At 43.9% G+C, this 17,038-nt stretch carries 16 protein-coding genes; 7 read left to right on the forward strand and 9 right to left on the reverse strand.

Going from position 1 to position 17,038, the window contains the following annotated elements; genetic code table 11:
• Positions 1 to 366: 366 nt before the first annotated feature.
• Complete coding sequence (locus IPP77_06060; GenBank protein MBL0309240.1) at positions 367 to 1,191, forward strand: hypothetical protein; 825 nt, start codon at positions 367 to 369, stop codon at positions 1,189 to 1,191.
• 2 nt (positions 1,192 to 1,193) lie between these two features.
• On the forward strand, positions 1,194 to 2,612 hold the full coding sequence (locus IPP77_06065; protein ID MBL0309241.1) for a sugar transferase: 1,419 nt from the start codon (positions 1,194 to 1,196) through the stop codon (positions 2,610 to 2,612).
• Positions 2,613 to 2,635: 23 nt separating this feature from the next.
• Here the strand turns inward: IPP77_06065 and IPP77_06070 are convergent, their stop codons facing one another.
• Entirely contained in the window at positions 2,636 to 3,913 is a 1,278-nt protein-coding gene (locus IPP77_06070) for a T9SS type A sorting domain-containing protein (protein ID MBL0309242.1), read from the reverse strand.
• Between the two features lie 173 nt (positions 3,914 to 4,086).
• Here IPP77_06070 and IPP77_06075 point away from each other — a divergent pair, with 173 nt between their 5' ends.
• The 3 genes from IPP77_06075 to IPP77_06085 are packed head-to-tail and all read left to right on the forward strand — an operon-like array spanning position 4,087 to position 5,888.
• Positions 4,087 to 4,683 (forward strand): YqgE/AlgH family protein, encoded by a 597-nt coding sequence (locus IPP77_06075; protein MBL0309243.1) that lies wholly within the window; start codon positions 4,087 to 4,089, stop codon positions 4,681 to 4,683.
• A gap of 7 nt (positions 4,684 to 4,690) precedes the next feature.
• A complete protein-coding gene (locus tag IPP77_06080) occupies positions 4,691 to 5,314 on the forward strand; it encodes a DUF4105 domain-containing protein (GenBank protein ID MBL0309244.1) in 624 nt (207 codons plus the stop codon).
• Positions 5,256 to 5,888 (forward strand): hypothetical protein, encoded by a 633-nt coding sequence (locus IPP77_06085; protein ID MBL0309245.1) that lies wholly within the window; start codon positions 5,256 to 5,258, stop codon positions 5,886 to 5,888. The genes IPP77_06080 and IPP77_06085 overlap by 59 nt, the downstream gene beginning before the upstream one ends.
• 119 nt (positions 5,889 to 6,007) lie before the next feature.
• Here the strand turns inward: IPP77_06085 and IPP77_06090 are convergent, their stop codons facing one another.
• The 5 genes from IPP77_06090 to IPP77_06110 form a co-directional block, all read right to left on the reverse strand.
• Positions 6,008 to 10,282 (reverse strand): gliding motility-associated C-terminal domain-containing protein, encoded by a 4,275-nt coding sequence (locus IPP77_06090; GenBank protein ID MBL0309246.1) that lies wholly within the window; start codon positions 10,280 to 10,282, stop codon positions 6,008 to 6,010.
• The gene (locus IPP77_06095; protein MBL0309247.1) at positions 10,275 to 10,586 is read right to left on the reverse strand and encodes a hypothetical protein; all 312 of its coding nucleotides are present in this window, start codon (positions 10,584 to 10,586) and stop codon (positions 10,275 to 10,277) included. The genes IPP77_06090 and IPP77_06095 overlap by 8 nt, the downstream gene beginning before the upstream one ends.
• A gap of 378 nt (positions 10,587 to 10,964) precedes the next feature.
• The gene (locus IPP77_06100; GenBank protein MBL0309248.1) at positions 10,965 to 12,167 is read right to left on the reverse strand and encodes a hypothetical protein; all 1,203 of its coding nucleotides are present in this window, start codon (positions 12,165 to 12,167) and stop codon (positions 10,965 to 10,967) included.
• Positions 12,168 to 12,482: 315 nt separating this feature from the next.
• Complete coding sequence (locus IPP77_06105) at positions 12,483 to 12,746, reverse strand: hypothetical protein (GenBank protein ID MBL0309249.1); 264 nt, start codon at positions 12,744 to 12,746, stop codon at positions 12,483 to 12,485.
• Positions 12,747 to 13,036: 290 nt separating this feature from the next.
• Positions 13,037 to 14,026, reverse strand: a complete 990-nt coding sequence (locus IPP77_06110; protein MBL0309250.1) for a metallophosphoesterase — start codon at positions 14,024 to 14,026, stop codon at positions 13,037 to 13,039.
• A gap of 217 nt (positions 14,027 to 14,243) precedes the next feature.
• Between IPP77_06110 and IPP77_06115 the strand changes: the two genes are divergently transcribed.
• On the forward strand, positions 14,244 to 15,335 hold the full coding sequence (locus IPP77_06115; GenBank protein ID MBL0309251.1) for a hypothetical protein: 1,092 nt from the start codon (positions 14,244 to 14,246) through the stop codon (positions 15,333 to 15,335).
• Positions 15,332 to 15,568, forward strand: a complete 237-nt coding sequence (locus tag IPP77_06120; GenBank protein MBL0309252.1) for a hypothetical protein — start codon at positions 15,332 to 15,334, stop codon at positions 15,566 to 15,568. Before IPP77_06115 ends, IPP77_06120 begins: the two co-directional genes overlap by 4 nt.
• A gap of 3 nt (positions 15,569 to 15,571) precedes the next feature.
• On the opposite strand, the gene IPP77_06125 is transcribed toward IPP77_06120, so the two are convergent.
• From IPP77_06125 to IPP77_06135, 3 genes are read right to left on the reverse strand one after another with little or no spacing between them, the layout of a single operon-like run.
• Entirely contained in the window at positions 15,572 to 15,826 is a 255-nt protein-coding gene (locus tag IPP77_06125; GenBank protein ID MBL0309253.1) for a Smr/MutS family protein, read from the reverse strand.
• Positions 15,826 to 16,269, reverse strand: coding sequence for a hypothetical protein (locus IPP77_06130; GenBank protein ID MBL0309254.1), 444 nt, complete (start codon positions 16,267 to 16,269; stop codon positions 15,826 to 15,828). The genes IPP77_06125 and IPP77_06130 overlap by 1 nt, the downstream gene beginning before the upstream one ends.
• Positions 16,269 to 16,994 carry a hypothetical protein gene (locus tag IPP77_06135; GenBank protein ID MBL0309255.1) on the reverse strand — a complete coding sequence of 242 codons (726 nt, stop codon included), beginning with the start codon at positions 16,992 to 16,994 and terminating at the stop codon, positions 16,269 to 16,271. Before IPP77_06135 ends, IPP77_06130 begins: the two co-directional genes overlap by 1 nt.
• Between the last annotated feature and the right edge of the window lie 44 nt (positions 16,995 to 17,038).

Raw genomic sequence — 17,038 nt, forward strand, 5'->3', positions numbered from 1 at the left:
CTGGAGAGTAGCACCTTTTCTACTGGGAGTAGCACCTTTTTGGGCGGGAGTACGTCCTTTCCACCAGAAAGCAGCTCCTTTTTGGTAGAAAGTAGCTATTTTTTCTCCGAGAGTACGTCCTTCTGAGCAGGGAGTAGATGCTTTTCTAATAGAAGTAGGTACTTTTTTTCAGACAATAGATGGTTTTGGATCGGCATCATGTATTTCCAGCCTCTGGTTAGCTCTTTTTTCATCCAAATCACTTCATGTTTTGCCGGCTTCGGCACCGGTGCTATTGAGGTATTTTACTTTCCCTTCAAAACCTGCCCTCGGATAGTATATTTGCAATCTTTTTCAAAAAAGGCGTTCAGGATACATTCTATTAATATGGTTCGATTCATTCTTCCCCTGTTGCTGCTTTCGGGATTTCTTTATTCCTGTAAGCAGATTCCCAACGATGGGATTCCTTTTTATATGAGCATAGATTCAGTCACTTTGGTTACCAACCCCGCTAACGAAGGGCCGAATACCAACGCCATTACGGATGTTTGGGCAGAAGCCGATGCGGCAAATCTGGGCGCTTTTGAACTGCCGGTCAATTTTCCGGTGTTGATGGAAAACGAAATCCGTTTTGTGATTAATGCAGGGATTAAAGAAAGCGGACAATCAAACGTGCGCGTGATTTATCCCTTTTATCAACCCGATACCTTTACGCTCATGGCGCAAAAGGGAGTATCCTATTCGCATGTCCCTACTTTTCGATATAAATCAGGTACTGTATTTCCTGTGCTGGAAGATTTTGAAAGCGGAAATTCTTTTAACGGAATCAATCGGATAACGACCGACACGAATATCCGGTATGGCAATGCCTGCGGAAAAATAAGCGTCAGTGCGCTGGACTCTAACGAAATGGGGACGCTGATACAAAGTGTCACACTAACTGCCGGCAAAGAAGTGTGGGTTGAATTGGATTATAAAGCAGCCGTTCCGTTCTACGTGGGCTTTAATGCCACCTATTCGGCGGGCAATGAACCGGTGCCGGTATTGTTTGTGAATCCTAAAGAGGGATGGAATAAAATTTATGTGAACCTGACCATACCGGTTGGATACAGAGCCGCCAATAGCTATACTTTATATTTTGAAGCGTTGCGCATTTTCGGCACCGAAGGCGGCAGTGTTTATCTCGATAATATTAAACTGCTTAGTTTATAGAGATGAAAAAGCGGCGGGGCATTATTGGGTGGTATGTGGCCGGTGATTATTTCGCCTCCATGCTGGCTTGGTACTCGCTCTTTCTTTTCAGAAAGGTGACCATTGAAGGAAACCAGCTCAACCTCACACTGCCCTTCGACGACCGAAACTTTTTTGTCGCCATCATCATCGTGCCTTTTGTATGGCTCCTGTTTCATTACATCACCGGTACCTATACCGACTTGTATAAGAAATCGAGACTACAGGAACTGGGCAAAACGCTCGTGGTTACTTTTTTCGGAAGCATCATCATCTTTTTCATCCTGCTGCTCGATGATTATGTGCGCCGCTATTCAGACTACTACCTCACCTTCACCGTACTGCTGCTTTTCCAATTCATATTTACCATGATCTTCCGAATCATAATATTAAATCGGGCGAAGAAAAATATCAGAGCGGGCCAAGTGGCTTTCCAAACCCTGATGATTGGCAGCAGCCAGAAAGCAAATGAATTGTATGAAGATTTGAAGAAAGAAAAAGCCTTCTCGGGTTTTCAGTTCTGCGGCTATTTAGAATTGAACGGCTATGAAAAAAATACACTGACCTCTGAACTGAAAGAGTTGGGGAAGCTCGCTGATTTAGAGAAAGTGATTGAATCGCACCCCGACATTGAAGAGGTGATGATTGCCATGGAAACATCGGAACATCCGAAATTGAATGACATCATCAATCGTTTGGCTGATAAAAATATTACCATTCGGATCATCCCGGATATGTATGATATTCTTTCGGGCACGGTGCGCATGAACCACGCGATTGGTGAGGCCTTTATAGAAATCCCTCCGGTGATGTTGAGCGAATGGGAGAAAATTACGAAGCGATGGTTTGATGTGTTGTTCTCGCTGCTCTCTTTGGTGTTGATTTCGCCGGTGCTGCTGTTGGTGGCTATTCGGATTAAACTGGAAGACGGCGGGCCATTCTTTTATAAGCAGGAAAGATTAGGACACTATGGCAAGCCCTTCTTCATCTATAAGTTCCGCTCCATGAAGATGGATGCCGAGCACAGCGGCCCGCAGTTGACGAAAGAAAACGATGATCGGATTACACGGATTGGTAAAGACATCCGCAAATACAGAATAGATGAACTGCCACAGTTCATCAACGTGTTGAAAGGAGAAATGAGTGTGGTAGGCCCGCGCGCGGAAAGAAGGTTCTTCGCTGATCAAATCATTCGCGTAGCTCCTCATTATCGTCACCTCTTTCGAGTTCAACCGGGCATCACTTCCTTGGGTATGGTGAAATATGGCTATGCCTCCACCGTAGAAGAAATGGTGAAACGACTGAAGTATGACATTGTTTACATTGAGAACATGAGTGTAGTCCTCGATTTTAAAATTATGATTTTTACGGTGCTCACCGTATTGCACGGACGAGGAAAATAGTCGCTCTTTTATTTTAAAGAGGGTTACTCATTCTTGATAAACCGATGCCTTAAAATGTTGGCTCCGAAATCAGAAGAGAGAAAGTAGATTCCGGGTGCAAGTGAAGAAATGTCTATTCTATTATTTCCCTTGTCTATGCTAAAAGGCTGAACCAGCGTTCGCCCGGTTGCATCAAATATCCGTACATTTTCCAAGGGAACTTCTGATTGTAGGGTCATTTCATTGTGAGCAGGATTAGGAAAAAGTTTCACTGCGACACTCCATTGGTCATTGGGAACTTCATTTACCATGTCGTCATCAATTATAAAAATAGTATAGGCCGAAATCCCCAATCGAGCGCCACCGATGGGGTTTCCCAAACTGAAGTTTATTTGCTCAACCCCTTCGGGGAGCGAGTCGTTGATCAGTTCCACCCATACAATCTGGGTATCTATACTATAAGCCGGGAAGTTCAATGTCGTAGCGTCCAGACAAATAAAGTCCAAGCCCTTCTCTGCATTTCCAGTGTCCAAAGTTACGGTAATAGAATTGTCATACGCGACAGGTGACGAGAGCGCCACCTTCACCGGAACGATACCGGCGCTTTCCTGATAGGTAAATGCAGCGCCAACAAAAGAAACAGACAGCGTGTCATTATCCAAAATTTGAAGAGTGTATAAAGAATCTGCTGTTACCTCAAGATTTGGCGAAGTATTGCTGAACTGCAATACTATGTTCTCGTCGTTCTCAATCAGTTGATCATCTAGCACGTTAATAAATACGGTATCAACGCTCAACCCCGGAGGCTTAATAAAGACCCGATTGATGAAAGTAAAATCAAGATTGGCACTGGCCGTAGTCAGGGAGGTTTGAAGCGAGACCATGAATTGAATTGGCTGATTCGTTGTGTTATTCGTCTCCACAAAAACAGGAACTATCAAATTGCTCTCAACAATTGTATCCGCTGACTTCCTAAATCTTACTGTGGGAGCCGGTGTCACAAAGATCCTTCCTTTCATTCCCATATACGCATTTGAATCGCTCACGTAGTAATGTGTTCCCGCAGAAAGTCCCGTAACGGTTCCGCCACCTTGAGAAGTTCTAAAGCCAAGAACCGGAGTACTGTCGTTAGCCATCCATGTAGCCTGATTCACTTCTTGAGCATTGAACGCTGAATCCAGTTGAAACAGGATGGTGTCGCCATATTGTACAGTAATAGAATCAGGAGAGAAGCCAAAACCAAAGGAAACAATGGTCCAGCTTTCTGCCTGAACAAAGCTAAAACATGCAAGCGTAAGAATTACTAAAGCAACTTTCTTCATTTATATCTTCCTGATTAGTTCTAAAGAAGACGAAAATAATAACAAACATGTAAGAACCTGTTTTGCAATGACGGACGGAAGGGGAGGAGCAAGAATGGATAGCGGGCTATTTGAGGATGAATCGGTTAGCCTGAAAGTTTTATTTTTATAATCGTTTTCAAATAGAATCTGTTATGCTAGAAAATAAAAAGACCTGGAACTACGAATTCGAAAAGAACAAATCGCTCCAACCCGGGCAAATGCTGCTTTCTGAACCCTTTATGGATGATGATAATTTCAGACGAAGTGTCATACTGCTATGTGAAAATGATTCAGAGAATGGCACCGTAGGTCTTATTCTCAACAGAGGTCTTCAAGTTGCTTTGAATGAACTGGATAATGATTTCCCCATGTTTAAGGGAAAGGTATGGTTTGGGGGACCGGTGGCTACCGACACCTTACAATTTCTCCACTCTCTGGGTGATGAGTTGGAAGGGACGATTCGTCTTTCGGAACATTTATATTGGGGAGGTAATTTTGAGCAGCTTAAATTACTTATTAAGGAAGGGAAAGTAGGAGTCAATGATGTTCGCTTTTATCTCGGCTATTCTGGCTGGTCTGTGGGGCAGTTGGAGGAGGAAATGAAAAGCAATTCGTGGATTGTGGCGAAGGCTTCTTACAAATATGTTTTTCAGACCCCTATAGAATCCCTCTGGAAAGACATTATGAAGGATATGGGAGGCGTATATAACACTATGTCAGGCTATCCTGAAAATCCAATGTTCAACTGATTTATTAATGGTAAGAGTTCGCCGCTACAGTAGAGCAGGTTTTGTATTGCGCACAGCCTTGCTATTGCTAATATCAATTCTTCCTGTTTCAATATTTGCCTCGGATATCGAGCTTTCAGATTCTGCCAATATTACCTTGCTTACCTGCTCTCCGGGAGCAGACCTATACTCGGCATTTGGCCATAACGGAATCAGAGTAACTGATTATAAACAAGGATTCGATGTGGTCTTTAATTACGGCACATTTGATTTTGACCAGCCTGGGTTCTACGTAAATTTTGTTCGTGGGCGAATGCGGTATATGCTTTCCACAGATCGCTTTAGCGACTTCATTTCCCAATATCGCTATGAGAAAAGAAGCATCCTGGAACAACAATTGAGACTGAACTCTGAGGATCGGAAGAAGATTTTCGCCTTCTTATATAATAATGCACTTCCTGAAAACCGTGAATACCTGTATGATTTCTTTTGGGACAACTGCGCCACTCGTCCGCGCGATGTGTTTGAAAAAGAACTGAAAGGAAGGCTCAAGGTAAATGTGGATTCGTCCTGTGGGTTTGAGCAACAAGACCATGCACGACATGCTCCGTATTTATGTAGGCGAACGAAAGTGGACCATGGCGAGTTTTGACCTGCTGCTCGGTATGCCATGCGAAATTATCGCTACCCCAAAGTTTCAAACCTTCCTGCCCGATTACCTTATCAAATATTTCAACTGCACAACCATTGATGGCTCGCCGTTCATTACCAACTCAGAATATTTATTGAAATATCCGAGTCCTGAAATTCACGTTGCGTTTCAGCCATTGTATCTCGCTTTGATTTTTTTACTCATTGGGATAGTTCTGCTTTCTATAGAAAGAATTCGCTCGCGCTGGTTCCGATGGTTTGATTTTATCCTCTATTCCATCACCGGGCTGCTGGGTGTAATATTGGTAGCTCTTTGGCTTTTCACTTCGCACTATGCGCCACCATTTAACTTAAATCTTTTTTGGCTGCTGCCTACCCATCTGCCCATCGCTTTTCTTCTTCTGAAAAAGCAAGTCCCTCATAGCCTGCGTTATTATTTCCTTGCAACATTCTTTATCCAAATCTTTCTACTCCTTGGCTGGAATTGGCTTCCCCAACCACTGAACATCGCCTTCTTACCGCTGATTATATTACTTGCCATTCGTTCTGCTTCTATGGCATTTAGAATCAAATAGCTATAAGATTGATTTTTCTACAGAAAAAGATCAGTAAAAATGTGAGCAGTAGTAACTGTGCTACTTAAGCAAAGTCAGTGTTCCGTTTCTCTCTATCTCTTTATTGTCAAGATAGGTAATCACTGCGGTGTATGAATACACACCGGGGTTTTGAATCTGTCCTTGTAGGTTCCATCCCAACCATAGAACTGGTTAGTACTTTGAAACACCAGTTCACCCCACCGGTTAAATATCTTCAAGTCGGTGGTCTTAATCGCCGCACCATAGATCTGGAATACATCATTATTCCCATCCCCATTTGGCGAAAAGGAATTCGGTATAAATATCTCAGGACGGCTCTCCATATTCACCTTCACTGAGGCGCTTACTGTACAAATCTTGTTGTAAGTAATCAGCAGTTTATATTCATTGTTACTTGTGTAAGGAGTAGCGTACGGATTAGCGCAGTCCGTACAATTCAAACCCAGGGAAGGTGTCCAAGAGTAGGAGGTAACAGCAGATGAAGAATAGGGGCCGAAGACGGTTTGCAACTCAACGGATTGACCCAATTGAATAATAGTATCTGAGGGAAGAATACTGGCAAAGGCATCAACCGGTTCAGGAACTACTATGGTATGTTTCGTCTCACAGCCATATTGATTGACAGCTAATAATATATGCGCTCCCGAACTGAGATTATAAAAGTCGCTGCTGAGCTGAAGTTCACCGCTATCAACCGAGTACTGATAGGGTCTATTTGCCAAAGTTGTTTCGGTAATATAAATCGCGCCGTCATTATATTGATCGCCAAAGCATGAAGTAGAATCCGTCGCAAAAATAAATCCATCGGGGATAGCATCTGCAACAGAAATAGTATCCCTATAAACGCAGCCATTATCATCGGCCAGAATAACTTGGAACAGGCCATTGGGCAAACCTTGAATGGCCACCTCTTCAGAAAAGAAAAAGTATGAGCCGTCTTGTGTCGCAGAGTATGAATATGGTGCTGTACCGCCCGAAGGGAAAACGGAAATTGTTCCGTTCCAATCATCGGTGCAATTAATTCCGGTTGATTGCAAACTCATTGTGAGCGGTTCCGGCTCATTAATGACAGCGTCCACTTCCACACTGCAACCGTTGCTGTCAGATATCGAGCAATGATAAGTGCCTCCACTTAGTGTATTGATATCTTTGGAATTTCCCAATCCAAGCCAATTGAATCTATAGGGAGGTAAACCACCGGAAACTGTAAGAGAAATACTTCCATCACTGGATAGATAGCAACTGGCATGGGTAATATTCGTTACCACTAAAATTGGTGCCGGTTGATTGATAGTAACTGAAGTAGAAGCCGTGCAATTATTAGCGTCGGTTGCTACAATGGTATAGTTTCCACCTGCAAGGTTCGTGCGCGGATTTCCTCCCGATACTCCGTTCCACGTATAGGTATAGGAGCCGACTCCTCCAACTGCATTTATATCTATACTTCCATCAGCAACGCCGCCACAACTGGAGTGAGTAATAGTAGGTGGATTAAAAGTAATTTTGCTAGGCTCTGTTATTGAATTGGTCTCTGTAAGAGAACAGTTTCTTGCATCCGTTATTGTAACCGTATAGGTGCCCGCAGAAAGCGAAGAAGCCGTTGCATTATTCAAAGAAGTATTATGGCTCCACGAATAAGTATAAGGAACGGTGCCACCGCTAATACTTAAAACAATAGATCCGGTTCCCGAACCATGACATAACAAATTGGTAACCACTGTAGTACCCGAAGCAAGAGGAGCTAAAGGTTCATCTACCGGAATCGAAGCCGATGAAGAACAACCATTGGCATCGGTCACGGTCACCGAATAGTTACCGGCAGAAAGGGCGGTAATATCTGAGGTGGTGTCTGTATTACTCCATACATAACTATAAGCACCGGTTCCACCGGAAGGCGTCACCGAAAGAGTGCCATCATTTCCCCCAAAACAGGAGACCGGTGTGCCGGAATTAGTAAAAGTCAATGCCGTTGGTTCTGTAATTATCGAGGAAGCTGTGCCGCTACAACTGCTACCATCCGTAACAGTAACCTGATAAGTCCCAGCCAATAAGTTGATGGCAGAGTCCACGTTTCCCGTATTTGCATTGGCGCTCCATACGAAACTATACGGCGGGGTACCACTGATGATTGTTTTGACTTTCCCGGTTGCAGCACCATTGCAGGTAACATTTGTAGCTATTGTGTTCGGGCTCAAATTGCCTATGGTCACGGTAATAGTATCTCGCTTAACGCAAGCCCCTCCGTTCAAAGTTACAACATAGGTAGTGAGCGAAGACGGGTTCACATGTATCGTTTGCGTAGCTCCTATACTGGTACCTCCAAGAATGGTCCAGTCAAACGATGCAGGACCGGGCAAAACGTTTCCTATCACATTAGCAGTCAAGTCGGCCCCTGAACCAACGCAAGCAGATATATTCGGACCGGCATCAAGGCGCGAAGTGTCCACCCTAACAACTAATGAATCAGCAGCAGCACAACTATTATTTAAAGCAACGACCACATACTTCTGGTCACTTCTCGGCGACGCGACCGGATTGATAATACCCGGATTAGATACCGCGTTAGAACCTGTAGAAGGCGACCAAGTAATAGGGGTCATTACCGGATTGACCACTGCATTCAACTGAACCTGTTGACCGGGACAAATAGTGTTTAAGTCAACTGAGGCACTGATGGTTGGAATGGCATCTATCCTTACCTGAACACCATCCGTCTTTCTACAACCCAAAGTATCCGCAACGGTTAGCGTATAAACTGTAGTTATTGCCGGAGTGGCTGTCGGTGTCAAGGTACCGGCACCTACCAGCGTTCCAGCCGGAGACCACTGATAAGTATAAACTCCCGGAGGTTGAACGGCGCCATGAAGTACCGTCGAGCGACCGGCACAAAACGCTGTATCATTTCCCGCATTAACGGTGAACACCACAATCGCCACGTTCACAGTAGCTGTTGCTGTAGCGGTACAGCTAAGTAAATTATAAGTCACCGTGTAAGCAGTAGTGGACGCAGGTGAAACTTTAATAGATTGAGTACTCATTCCGCCCGGCGACCAAGAATAGGTTCCGCCGCTAATATCAGGCATCGCCATAAGTACGGCGCTATCGCCGGGACAAATAGTAGTATCACTCAAACTCACCACCGGGTCCGGTATCACCTGTACCGATTGCGATGCCACGCTGGTACATCCTGACGCGGCGGTAGTAGCCAACGATACCAGATAAGTTCCCGTAGCAGAATATATTTTAGATGGCGGATTCTGAACACCGGACGTTGTGCCATCGCCAAAAGTCCAGGCGTATGAACTGGCTGCCACGCTGCTGTTATTAAAAGTAACGTTTAGATTCTGACAGCCCGATGCAGGAGTAACCGTGAAAGCCGCAGTAGGAGCCAACTGAAACGTACTTCCTGAGAAATCAAAATTAAGATCGCAAGTAGAGGTGGTCGTAAACTGATCGAGAATAATCGAATAAGTTCTACCAGCCGTAACCGTCACACCCGGACAAATTTCCAACGCCGGATCGCCGGTCACAGCCGTTCGGCTGCAACCCGCTGCTGGCCCGCCCTGCATTCCCTGAGGGCTGGTGGTGGATAGATATAAAACACCCGATGCCGTAAAATTATAATTACAAGCCACCAGCGTTCCCGGGCATCCGCCGGTGATGTCCGTCATCACCCAATCAAACTCTGTAAACGCAGCATCCACACCCGTGCAGGTGGGGGTCGCCTTCCAGTTCAATAGGCCGGTTTGGCCTACGGTAAACTTGAAAATAATCGGCTGTTGAAGCGCACTGGTAAAACACGGTGGAGTATAACCGTTTGCCCCAACCGTAACCGGTGCAGTAAAAGAGTTCTGGCTGCATACCGGTACGGCCGTGCTACAGTCTTTGCCATCCGATGGCGGAGTGGTGACCGAAGTAATACAAATCTCAAAGCTGCCGACTGAACCGCTATTCGAAGATACCGAAACCCAAATTTGCGATCCGGGACTATAACCCCAATTCACCGTAGCCGTGCCGCCCGAAGTAGTAGCCGCATCGCAATCATTCAATGAGGCAAACCCACAAGTAGTATTGGTTATGTTCACCACTAAATTTGAAGCAGGAGAGGTCCCGGTCGGACGAACCACTACCTGATTATTACTTCCCGTAGCGATATAGGTGAACCAAACTTCTTTGCTGCCTGCATTTTCACAGGTCGAAAACTGCCCATCATCCGTCGCTCCCGCCAGGGTTCCATTCACGCACGTAACCCCCGAGGCAGAAATCGTAATAGGCGATGCACTGAAACAATCATCGTTCAGCGGTTGGGCTTTGGTGGCCAAACAAAATAGCAACAACGAAGCCGCAAATATCAAAATGGATTTCCTACTCATGCTTCGTCCCCCTCGTTTTATTTTTCGCCGCCTTCTCCAAAGAAGCAAACGGATAAATTACCAACTCAGTCCCTTCATTCAATTTAACCACAGTCAACTCTTTCGCCTTTCGGTTTTTGATAATCACGTCGGCCAAATTAGAAGGCAACAGATACCTCTCCCTGCTCAGCCTCTTGATTTCGTAAGTTCCCTTCAAAGCATTCAATTTCTTCTGAGCCTCGTTAGGTTGCTCTATGCCTTGCTGATTTTGACAAAACGAAAAAAGCGAAAGCAAAAGAAACAAAGAAGTGTATAGCGTTTTCATCCCTGACAAAAGTATTAACCCGTAAATGTAAAATTTTGAAATTCCCGTACTCGAAAATAATCATTCCTTATAATGACCGCGTTAATTAACAGGATGTTGCATGTGGATAGCAAACAATGGAAATGCGATTATTCGAAATTTCATGCCATTATATCCTTCAAAATGCTTAAAGACATTGTTTTTGAAGTCGGACATCAGTCATCAGGCTATGTCTATGTCGAAATATGTTCATAGCATCTAGCTATCTGAATAGCAGCTATAAGCTGAAAGCCTATGCGCAGTTGCGGGTCTCTTTTTCAATATATATAAACGTAAAAAGGATGCTGTGCTATTTTGATTCATAGGAGAGTCCCGAAGGAAACTCTGTTGCAGGAGAAGTTATACTTTATACTTTGTTATGTCAACCATTGAGCCTTTTTCAACTTGCGGTTGAGCCAATAAATATTTGTTGTCACGATTATGAATAACTACGTGCCAATACATTCTGTCTTCATTTTCTGTTGTCCAAAAGTTTTTAACTAAAGGTTCAAAGTCCTTGTATGGAATTAAGAATAGTTTGTTTGGTGAACCACAGCCGAATGCAACATAAGCATTATCTAAAGTTTTTAAAAAGTCATTTTGATGAGGATGAAAAGCAAACCAAAACTTTTCATGTTGTCCTTGTTTATGTGGTTTTGAAATAGCACAAATTAGTCCGATTGTTTTGTCTTTGTTTGTGTATGAAATTCTTGTTTGCTTAATAAAATTGATGTTCAACTTTGAGGCAATTCTTGTCAAACATTGTTCGTGAAAGTTTACTGGAGTTGCCTTGTCATCAGATGATTTTCTTTTTTTCTTCTCTATTGGAAGTTCTTCTATTTCTTCAATGTCTTCTTCTGTCTGTTCGGCAAGTTGAAGGTCTTTTGAAGTCAAGAATATCAATTCAATTAGTTTGTCAATTCTTGTGTATTCTCTTGGTTTTAAAAGCTCATTGATTTGTTGAATTGTTTTGTTGTCATTCAATGATTCCTTTAAACTCAAAAGTTTTATTAAAGAATCTGTGCTTAATAAACGAATGTCCCAAGCGTGTTGCGAACCTCTAATTTGAGCTTCAAGGTCGCCCGTGTCTTGTCGTCCAACTACTATTAAAATTGAAGATTGTGTTTTGCTTATTCTGTTTTGTTCAATTAGTTTTCTGCGGTATTCGGCAATAGTGTCAAGATTAATTCTGTAAGCATCAGTGGTCTTTACCTCAAGAACCAAACTATGTCCTTCTGTTGAAGTCCAAATACCGTCAAATCCAATATCATTTTGTTTTCCGCGATAAAGTCCATGTTCTATTGAAAAACCAAGTCTTGTTCCAATTTGATTAATTATATCTTGTAATGCGAGTCCGCTATCAGTGAAGCCGTCTGTTAAACAGTTGTCGCCAAATTGTTTTAGAAGAGTTGAAGGAACTTGGTCGAGAAGGTCACGGAATTCTATTGAGGTTACATTGTTGTCTTTGAGTTTACCGTCACCTGCAAATGCAAGAATTTGGGAAAGTGTTTTAGAGTCAAATGTCCCTGTGCTTTTTGCCCAAATTTCTGAGATGCTATTCATTTTCTGTTTGTTGTTTTTATTTGTAATGTCTGTTGTCCAAGGGTTGCCGCTAACATTTATTATGCGAAACAAATCTATCAAACCTTCGCTTTTCCACAGCTCAACATAAGTTAAACTACAAAAGTCTTCAAGACTTTTGTAGTCTTCGACCTACCATCTCCCTCTTTTCCTGCTACCTCAGAAACCCCCGCGCCTTCCTAACCGAGGACAAACTCCGCCCAACAATTACTTATGGGCACAGCCTGCGCCCTGTGGGGGCAACAGGTTTTCCCTTCAAAACAAGCAAATTACCACCAAATTGCCCCAAAACACGAGCTAACTTACCCAAGTTGCTTCGTGACTTACCACAGTCACTTGGTGACTTACCACAGTCACTTGGTGACTGTCCACAGTCACTTGGTGACTTACCACAGTCACTTGGTGACTTGCCACAGTCACTTGGTGACTTACCACAGTTACTTGGTGACTGTCCACAGTCACTTGGTGACTTACCACAGTCACTTGGTGACTTACCCAAGGTACTTGGTGACTTGCCACAGTCACTTGGAGATTGTCCACAGTTAGGCATACAAATGGCATTTGTAAAGAGTCTTTTCCATAATCCGTGTCAAAAGGTATTTTTTTAGCTCCAACCGGTACTATATGATGGATATAAGGTGGAGAATAAATCTGCGTTTAGTACAACACAAAGTGTGTGTTTTATAAAGCGTTTTCAAGACTTGGGCAAGCTGTAATGTTGTGGAGTAAACTATCGTGTACGTTGTTTATCTATTCATATAAACACCACTAACTCGAAAGATTGGAAGGGGGATGAAGCCCCGCCGAAGCGAGACTTTCTGATTTTGCAGAGGGTGGGTGGAGAGACCGGCTCAGGCCTTCCACTTATAATAATTCACTTCGCGCGAAGTAGAACCGTCTTCATAAAAGTTCATGACGGAATAAGAAGGGGCAAAATGGCGCAGGGGGCCTTTCCACCAGCCGCCCGCCACGGCTCCATTACAGTAATAGTCCACCCCCTGATAATTTACATAATCAATCAAATGTATGTGGCCGCTCAGACAGGCACGGATATTCTTGTGCTCATAAAATATTTCAATCAAGTCGCCCGCATCGGCGTGCATATTATTATCCGAAATCTTCCGGTTGTTTTCTTTGATCTCCCCCATCCCATTATCAAAAATGCAACAGATAGCCAATATCGGAATATGAGAAACGATGCAGACAAATGTATCTGCCGGTGTGGTGGCCAATTCATCTTTCAGCCACTGCATCTGCTCCACATCCAATTTACCATAATAGCCCGGAATAGATTTGCGACCATGAATGCTGTCCAACACAATAAACTTCCAGTTGTTTTTTGAAAAGCTATAGTACGGCCTCACGATTTTATATTCATCCATCACCCATTTTTTGGCCTCTCGGTGGTCTTTATCCGGCATCACCCACCCGATGATGTCGTGATTGCCGATGCAATGATACATCGGCAAGCTGCTGTCGCTTTTCACAATGCTGTGAAAAGCCTGCCACTGGTTTTTAATATTCAATCTGGTGTGGCCGATGGCGTTCATAATAGAGTCGCCGCCGTTCATGATAAAGTCCACTTTGTCGGGATGGCTATTCGCTTCGCGCAGCGCTGCTGCCATACCGTATTCGGCAATACGCTCATTCTTGATATGTATATCGGTGAGATGCGCCATGCGGATAGACCGCTTCACGTCTTTTTTGCGATCAATGGGTTTATTGGTTTGGATTCTTTTGTCCGAAGCACGGCCCCCGGCTGAGGCATGATTAGGAAGCACAGCCCCCGCACTCAGCAGGCCTAAGGTTTTGATGAATGATTTACGGTCTTGGAATTTCACGGCGTATAAATTTTTTATGGTAACGCTTAAAGTTACACAAAAGTATGTAGCGGTTGATAATAAACGGTGTAACGATTGTTAAGTTATTCGGCACAACCAACGGCATGATGCGCGCCGGATTGTCTGAAAAATTGAGTCAGAGAGGATTCATGAATTCATCTTCTATACTTTCACGCTTTTTATTTCTTTACGCCATCGAGAAAAATATAATTGACAGATGAAAACCATAGCCCTAAAAACTATTGCCTTGCCCGCTTTCGACAACAGTGGCGAAATGCCTGCTATTCCGGTCTTTGAATTTGAATCGAGAATAAAGAAAACATTGTTGGCAATGAAAGAGAGAGGATTGGACTTTCTCCTCGTCTTCGCCGACCGCGAGCACTTCGCCAATTTCAGCTTTCTCACCAATCTCGATCCGCGTTTTGAAGAAGCCTTGCTGTTGCTCGACAAGAACGGCAGACGAAAAATTCTTTTCGGAAATGAGTGCATGGCTTGGGCAACAGCCACCGCCATCACTTTTGAATATGAACTCTTTCAAGATTTCAGCCTCTTGGGTCAAGACCGCTCCAAATCAAAATCACTGGAAGATATTTTGAAGGAATTTAGAATAGGAGAGAAGAGTAAAGTAGGTGGCGCTTATTATAAATACTATACCGACAAGCAGCATCAACTGATTGCTCACAAGTTGGATATCCCGACCTATTTGAGCGATGCGCTTCGCGACTTGTGTGGAGATAAAACGGCTGTGGTCAATGCGAACGATATTTTCATGGATTCGGATAAGGGCTTGCGAAATCAAAATTGTTTGGAAGAGTTAGTGCGCTTTGAATGGGCTTCTGTGCGCACTTCCGAAAGCATGAAGCGGATGATTCGCGCCATCAAACCGGAGGTAAAAGAATATGAACTGGCGAATCAATTTCAAAACGACGGTATTCCTTATTCCTGCCATCCCATGCTTTCTACCGGAGCCAAGGCGAGGTATGGACTTAGCAGCCCTTCGGATAATGTGGTGGAAATGGGCGATGCCTTTACTTCTGCTTTTGGTTTATGGGGTGCGCTGACCTGTAGGGCAGGAATGATAGCGAATGGTCCGGAAGATTTGCAGCCACCGGTCGCTGATTATTTTGAGAGATTCTGGAGAAACTATTTTCTCGTCGTTGCGACTTGGTATGAATCCATCGGAATTGGCGTAGGCGGCGGTGTGGTGATGCAGCAAGTAGAAAATGTACGAGACCAATCTATATTTGATTTTGCGCTCAACGCCGGTCATACCATGCGATACAAATGGATATTATTCCGGCGAACATGAGGGAATTTGTTGTTGCCAACGCAGAAGATGGAATTGCCTTGGCCGATGAAGAGTTGAGAGGGCGATGGGAGAAAGAATTTCCTGAATCATGGAAGCGAATTCAGCAACGAAGAGACTTTATGATGAATCAGTTGGGGATCAATCTAAAACCAGAAGTGTTGCCACTGAGTAATATACCGGCTTATTATTCGCCTTATCTTCTCTGTCCGAATCGGGTGGCGACTTTTGTATAAAGTTTAGAACTTGAAATAAACAAACAGCCGCCCGAAGTTCTTGCTGTCGTTTTCAATACGGTGATAGAGTGGTTTAATATGAGGTAATTGCAGAAAGCGCTGCACTTTCTTTTTCAGTTGCCCGCTCCCTTTGCCCGGAATGATTTCCACTTCTCGAATCTTATACTCAATGGCTTCTTCAAAAGCATCGAGCAGCGCTTTGTCAATAGCTTTGCTATTGTTGTAAATGTCATGGAGGTCCACTTTAATTCTCGCCATTATTTTTTCTTGCTTGCCACATCAAGGTAAACAGCCAGCACCAACACCGTCCCCTTGATAATGTTTTGATAAAAATCTTCAATGTTCATGATGCTCATACCGTTGTCAATGCTAGCCATAATTAGTGCCCCTATAATTGCTCCGGGCACAGAGCCTCTTCCGCCCATCAGGCTGGTTCCTCCAATCACACAGGCTGCGATGGCATCTAACTCTAAATTTCTTCCGGCATCTGCCGCCGCACTGCCCACCCGCGCTGTGTAAATAATTCCCGCCACCGCACTCAGCAAACCGGTCAGCGCAAAAACCATCATCGTGTTCCATTTGATATTGATTCCTGAATAGAAGGAGGCTTCTGAATTTCCACCAATGGCGAAGATTCGCCTTCCGAAGACAGTCTTAACGGCTATAAAATGGACGACCAGCGCTACAAACAATAAAATCATCACCGCACCGGAATGCTCTTGTCGTTTTCTTCCAGAGAACTTGGGAACTTAACATCGTTGCTATTGAATACCAACAAAAAGCCAATAATGACCGATGCGTAAACAAGAATGTAGGTAATAAGAAGCCAGGCAGGGTCTTGTTGCAAGCCATGTTTCCGTTTTGAGGAATAGCTTCTCCAAGAAAGGAAGGCAATTCCTAAAATAGCCACACCAGCCACCAGCCAGCCTTGAAGTTCTGTCAAAAATCCACTGCCGAAAAACTGATACGCCGAATCCACGCTAATCGTTTCTCCATGTGTAGCCCCTTTAATGATTCCTCGAAATATCATCATTCCACCGAGCGTCACAATAAAGGAAGGCACGCGGAGATAAGCAACCACCCATCCTTGCAGCAAACCGGCCAGCATACCAATAAGAATTGTGGAAAGAATAATGATAGGCAAACTCCATCCCATCCAAAATCCAAAAATAGCAGATAGCCCGCCCATCAAACCTGTAAGCGAGCCGACCGATAAATCAATATTGCCGGAAACGATGACCAGCACCATTCCTATAGCCAATACGCCCACAATAGAGCTTTGGCGAGTCAGGTTGGTGATGTTCTTGGCAGAAAGAAAAATTCCGTCGGTGGCAGAATTGAAGAAGACGCAAATAGCGATGAGCGCAAATAATAAAACTAGTGCGCGTAGGTTGGTAGAATATTGTTTGAAGGAGAAACTATCCAACGAAAATATTTAGACTGCTAATTAAAGGTTTTAACGGGACATCG

It is taken from the genome of Bacteroidota bacterium (assembly GCA_016722375.1).
Lineage (GTDB): Bacteria > Bacteroidota > Bacteroidia > Chitinophagales > LD1 > Bog-950.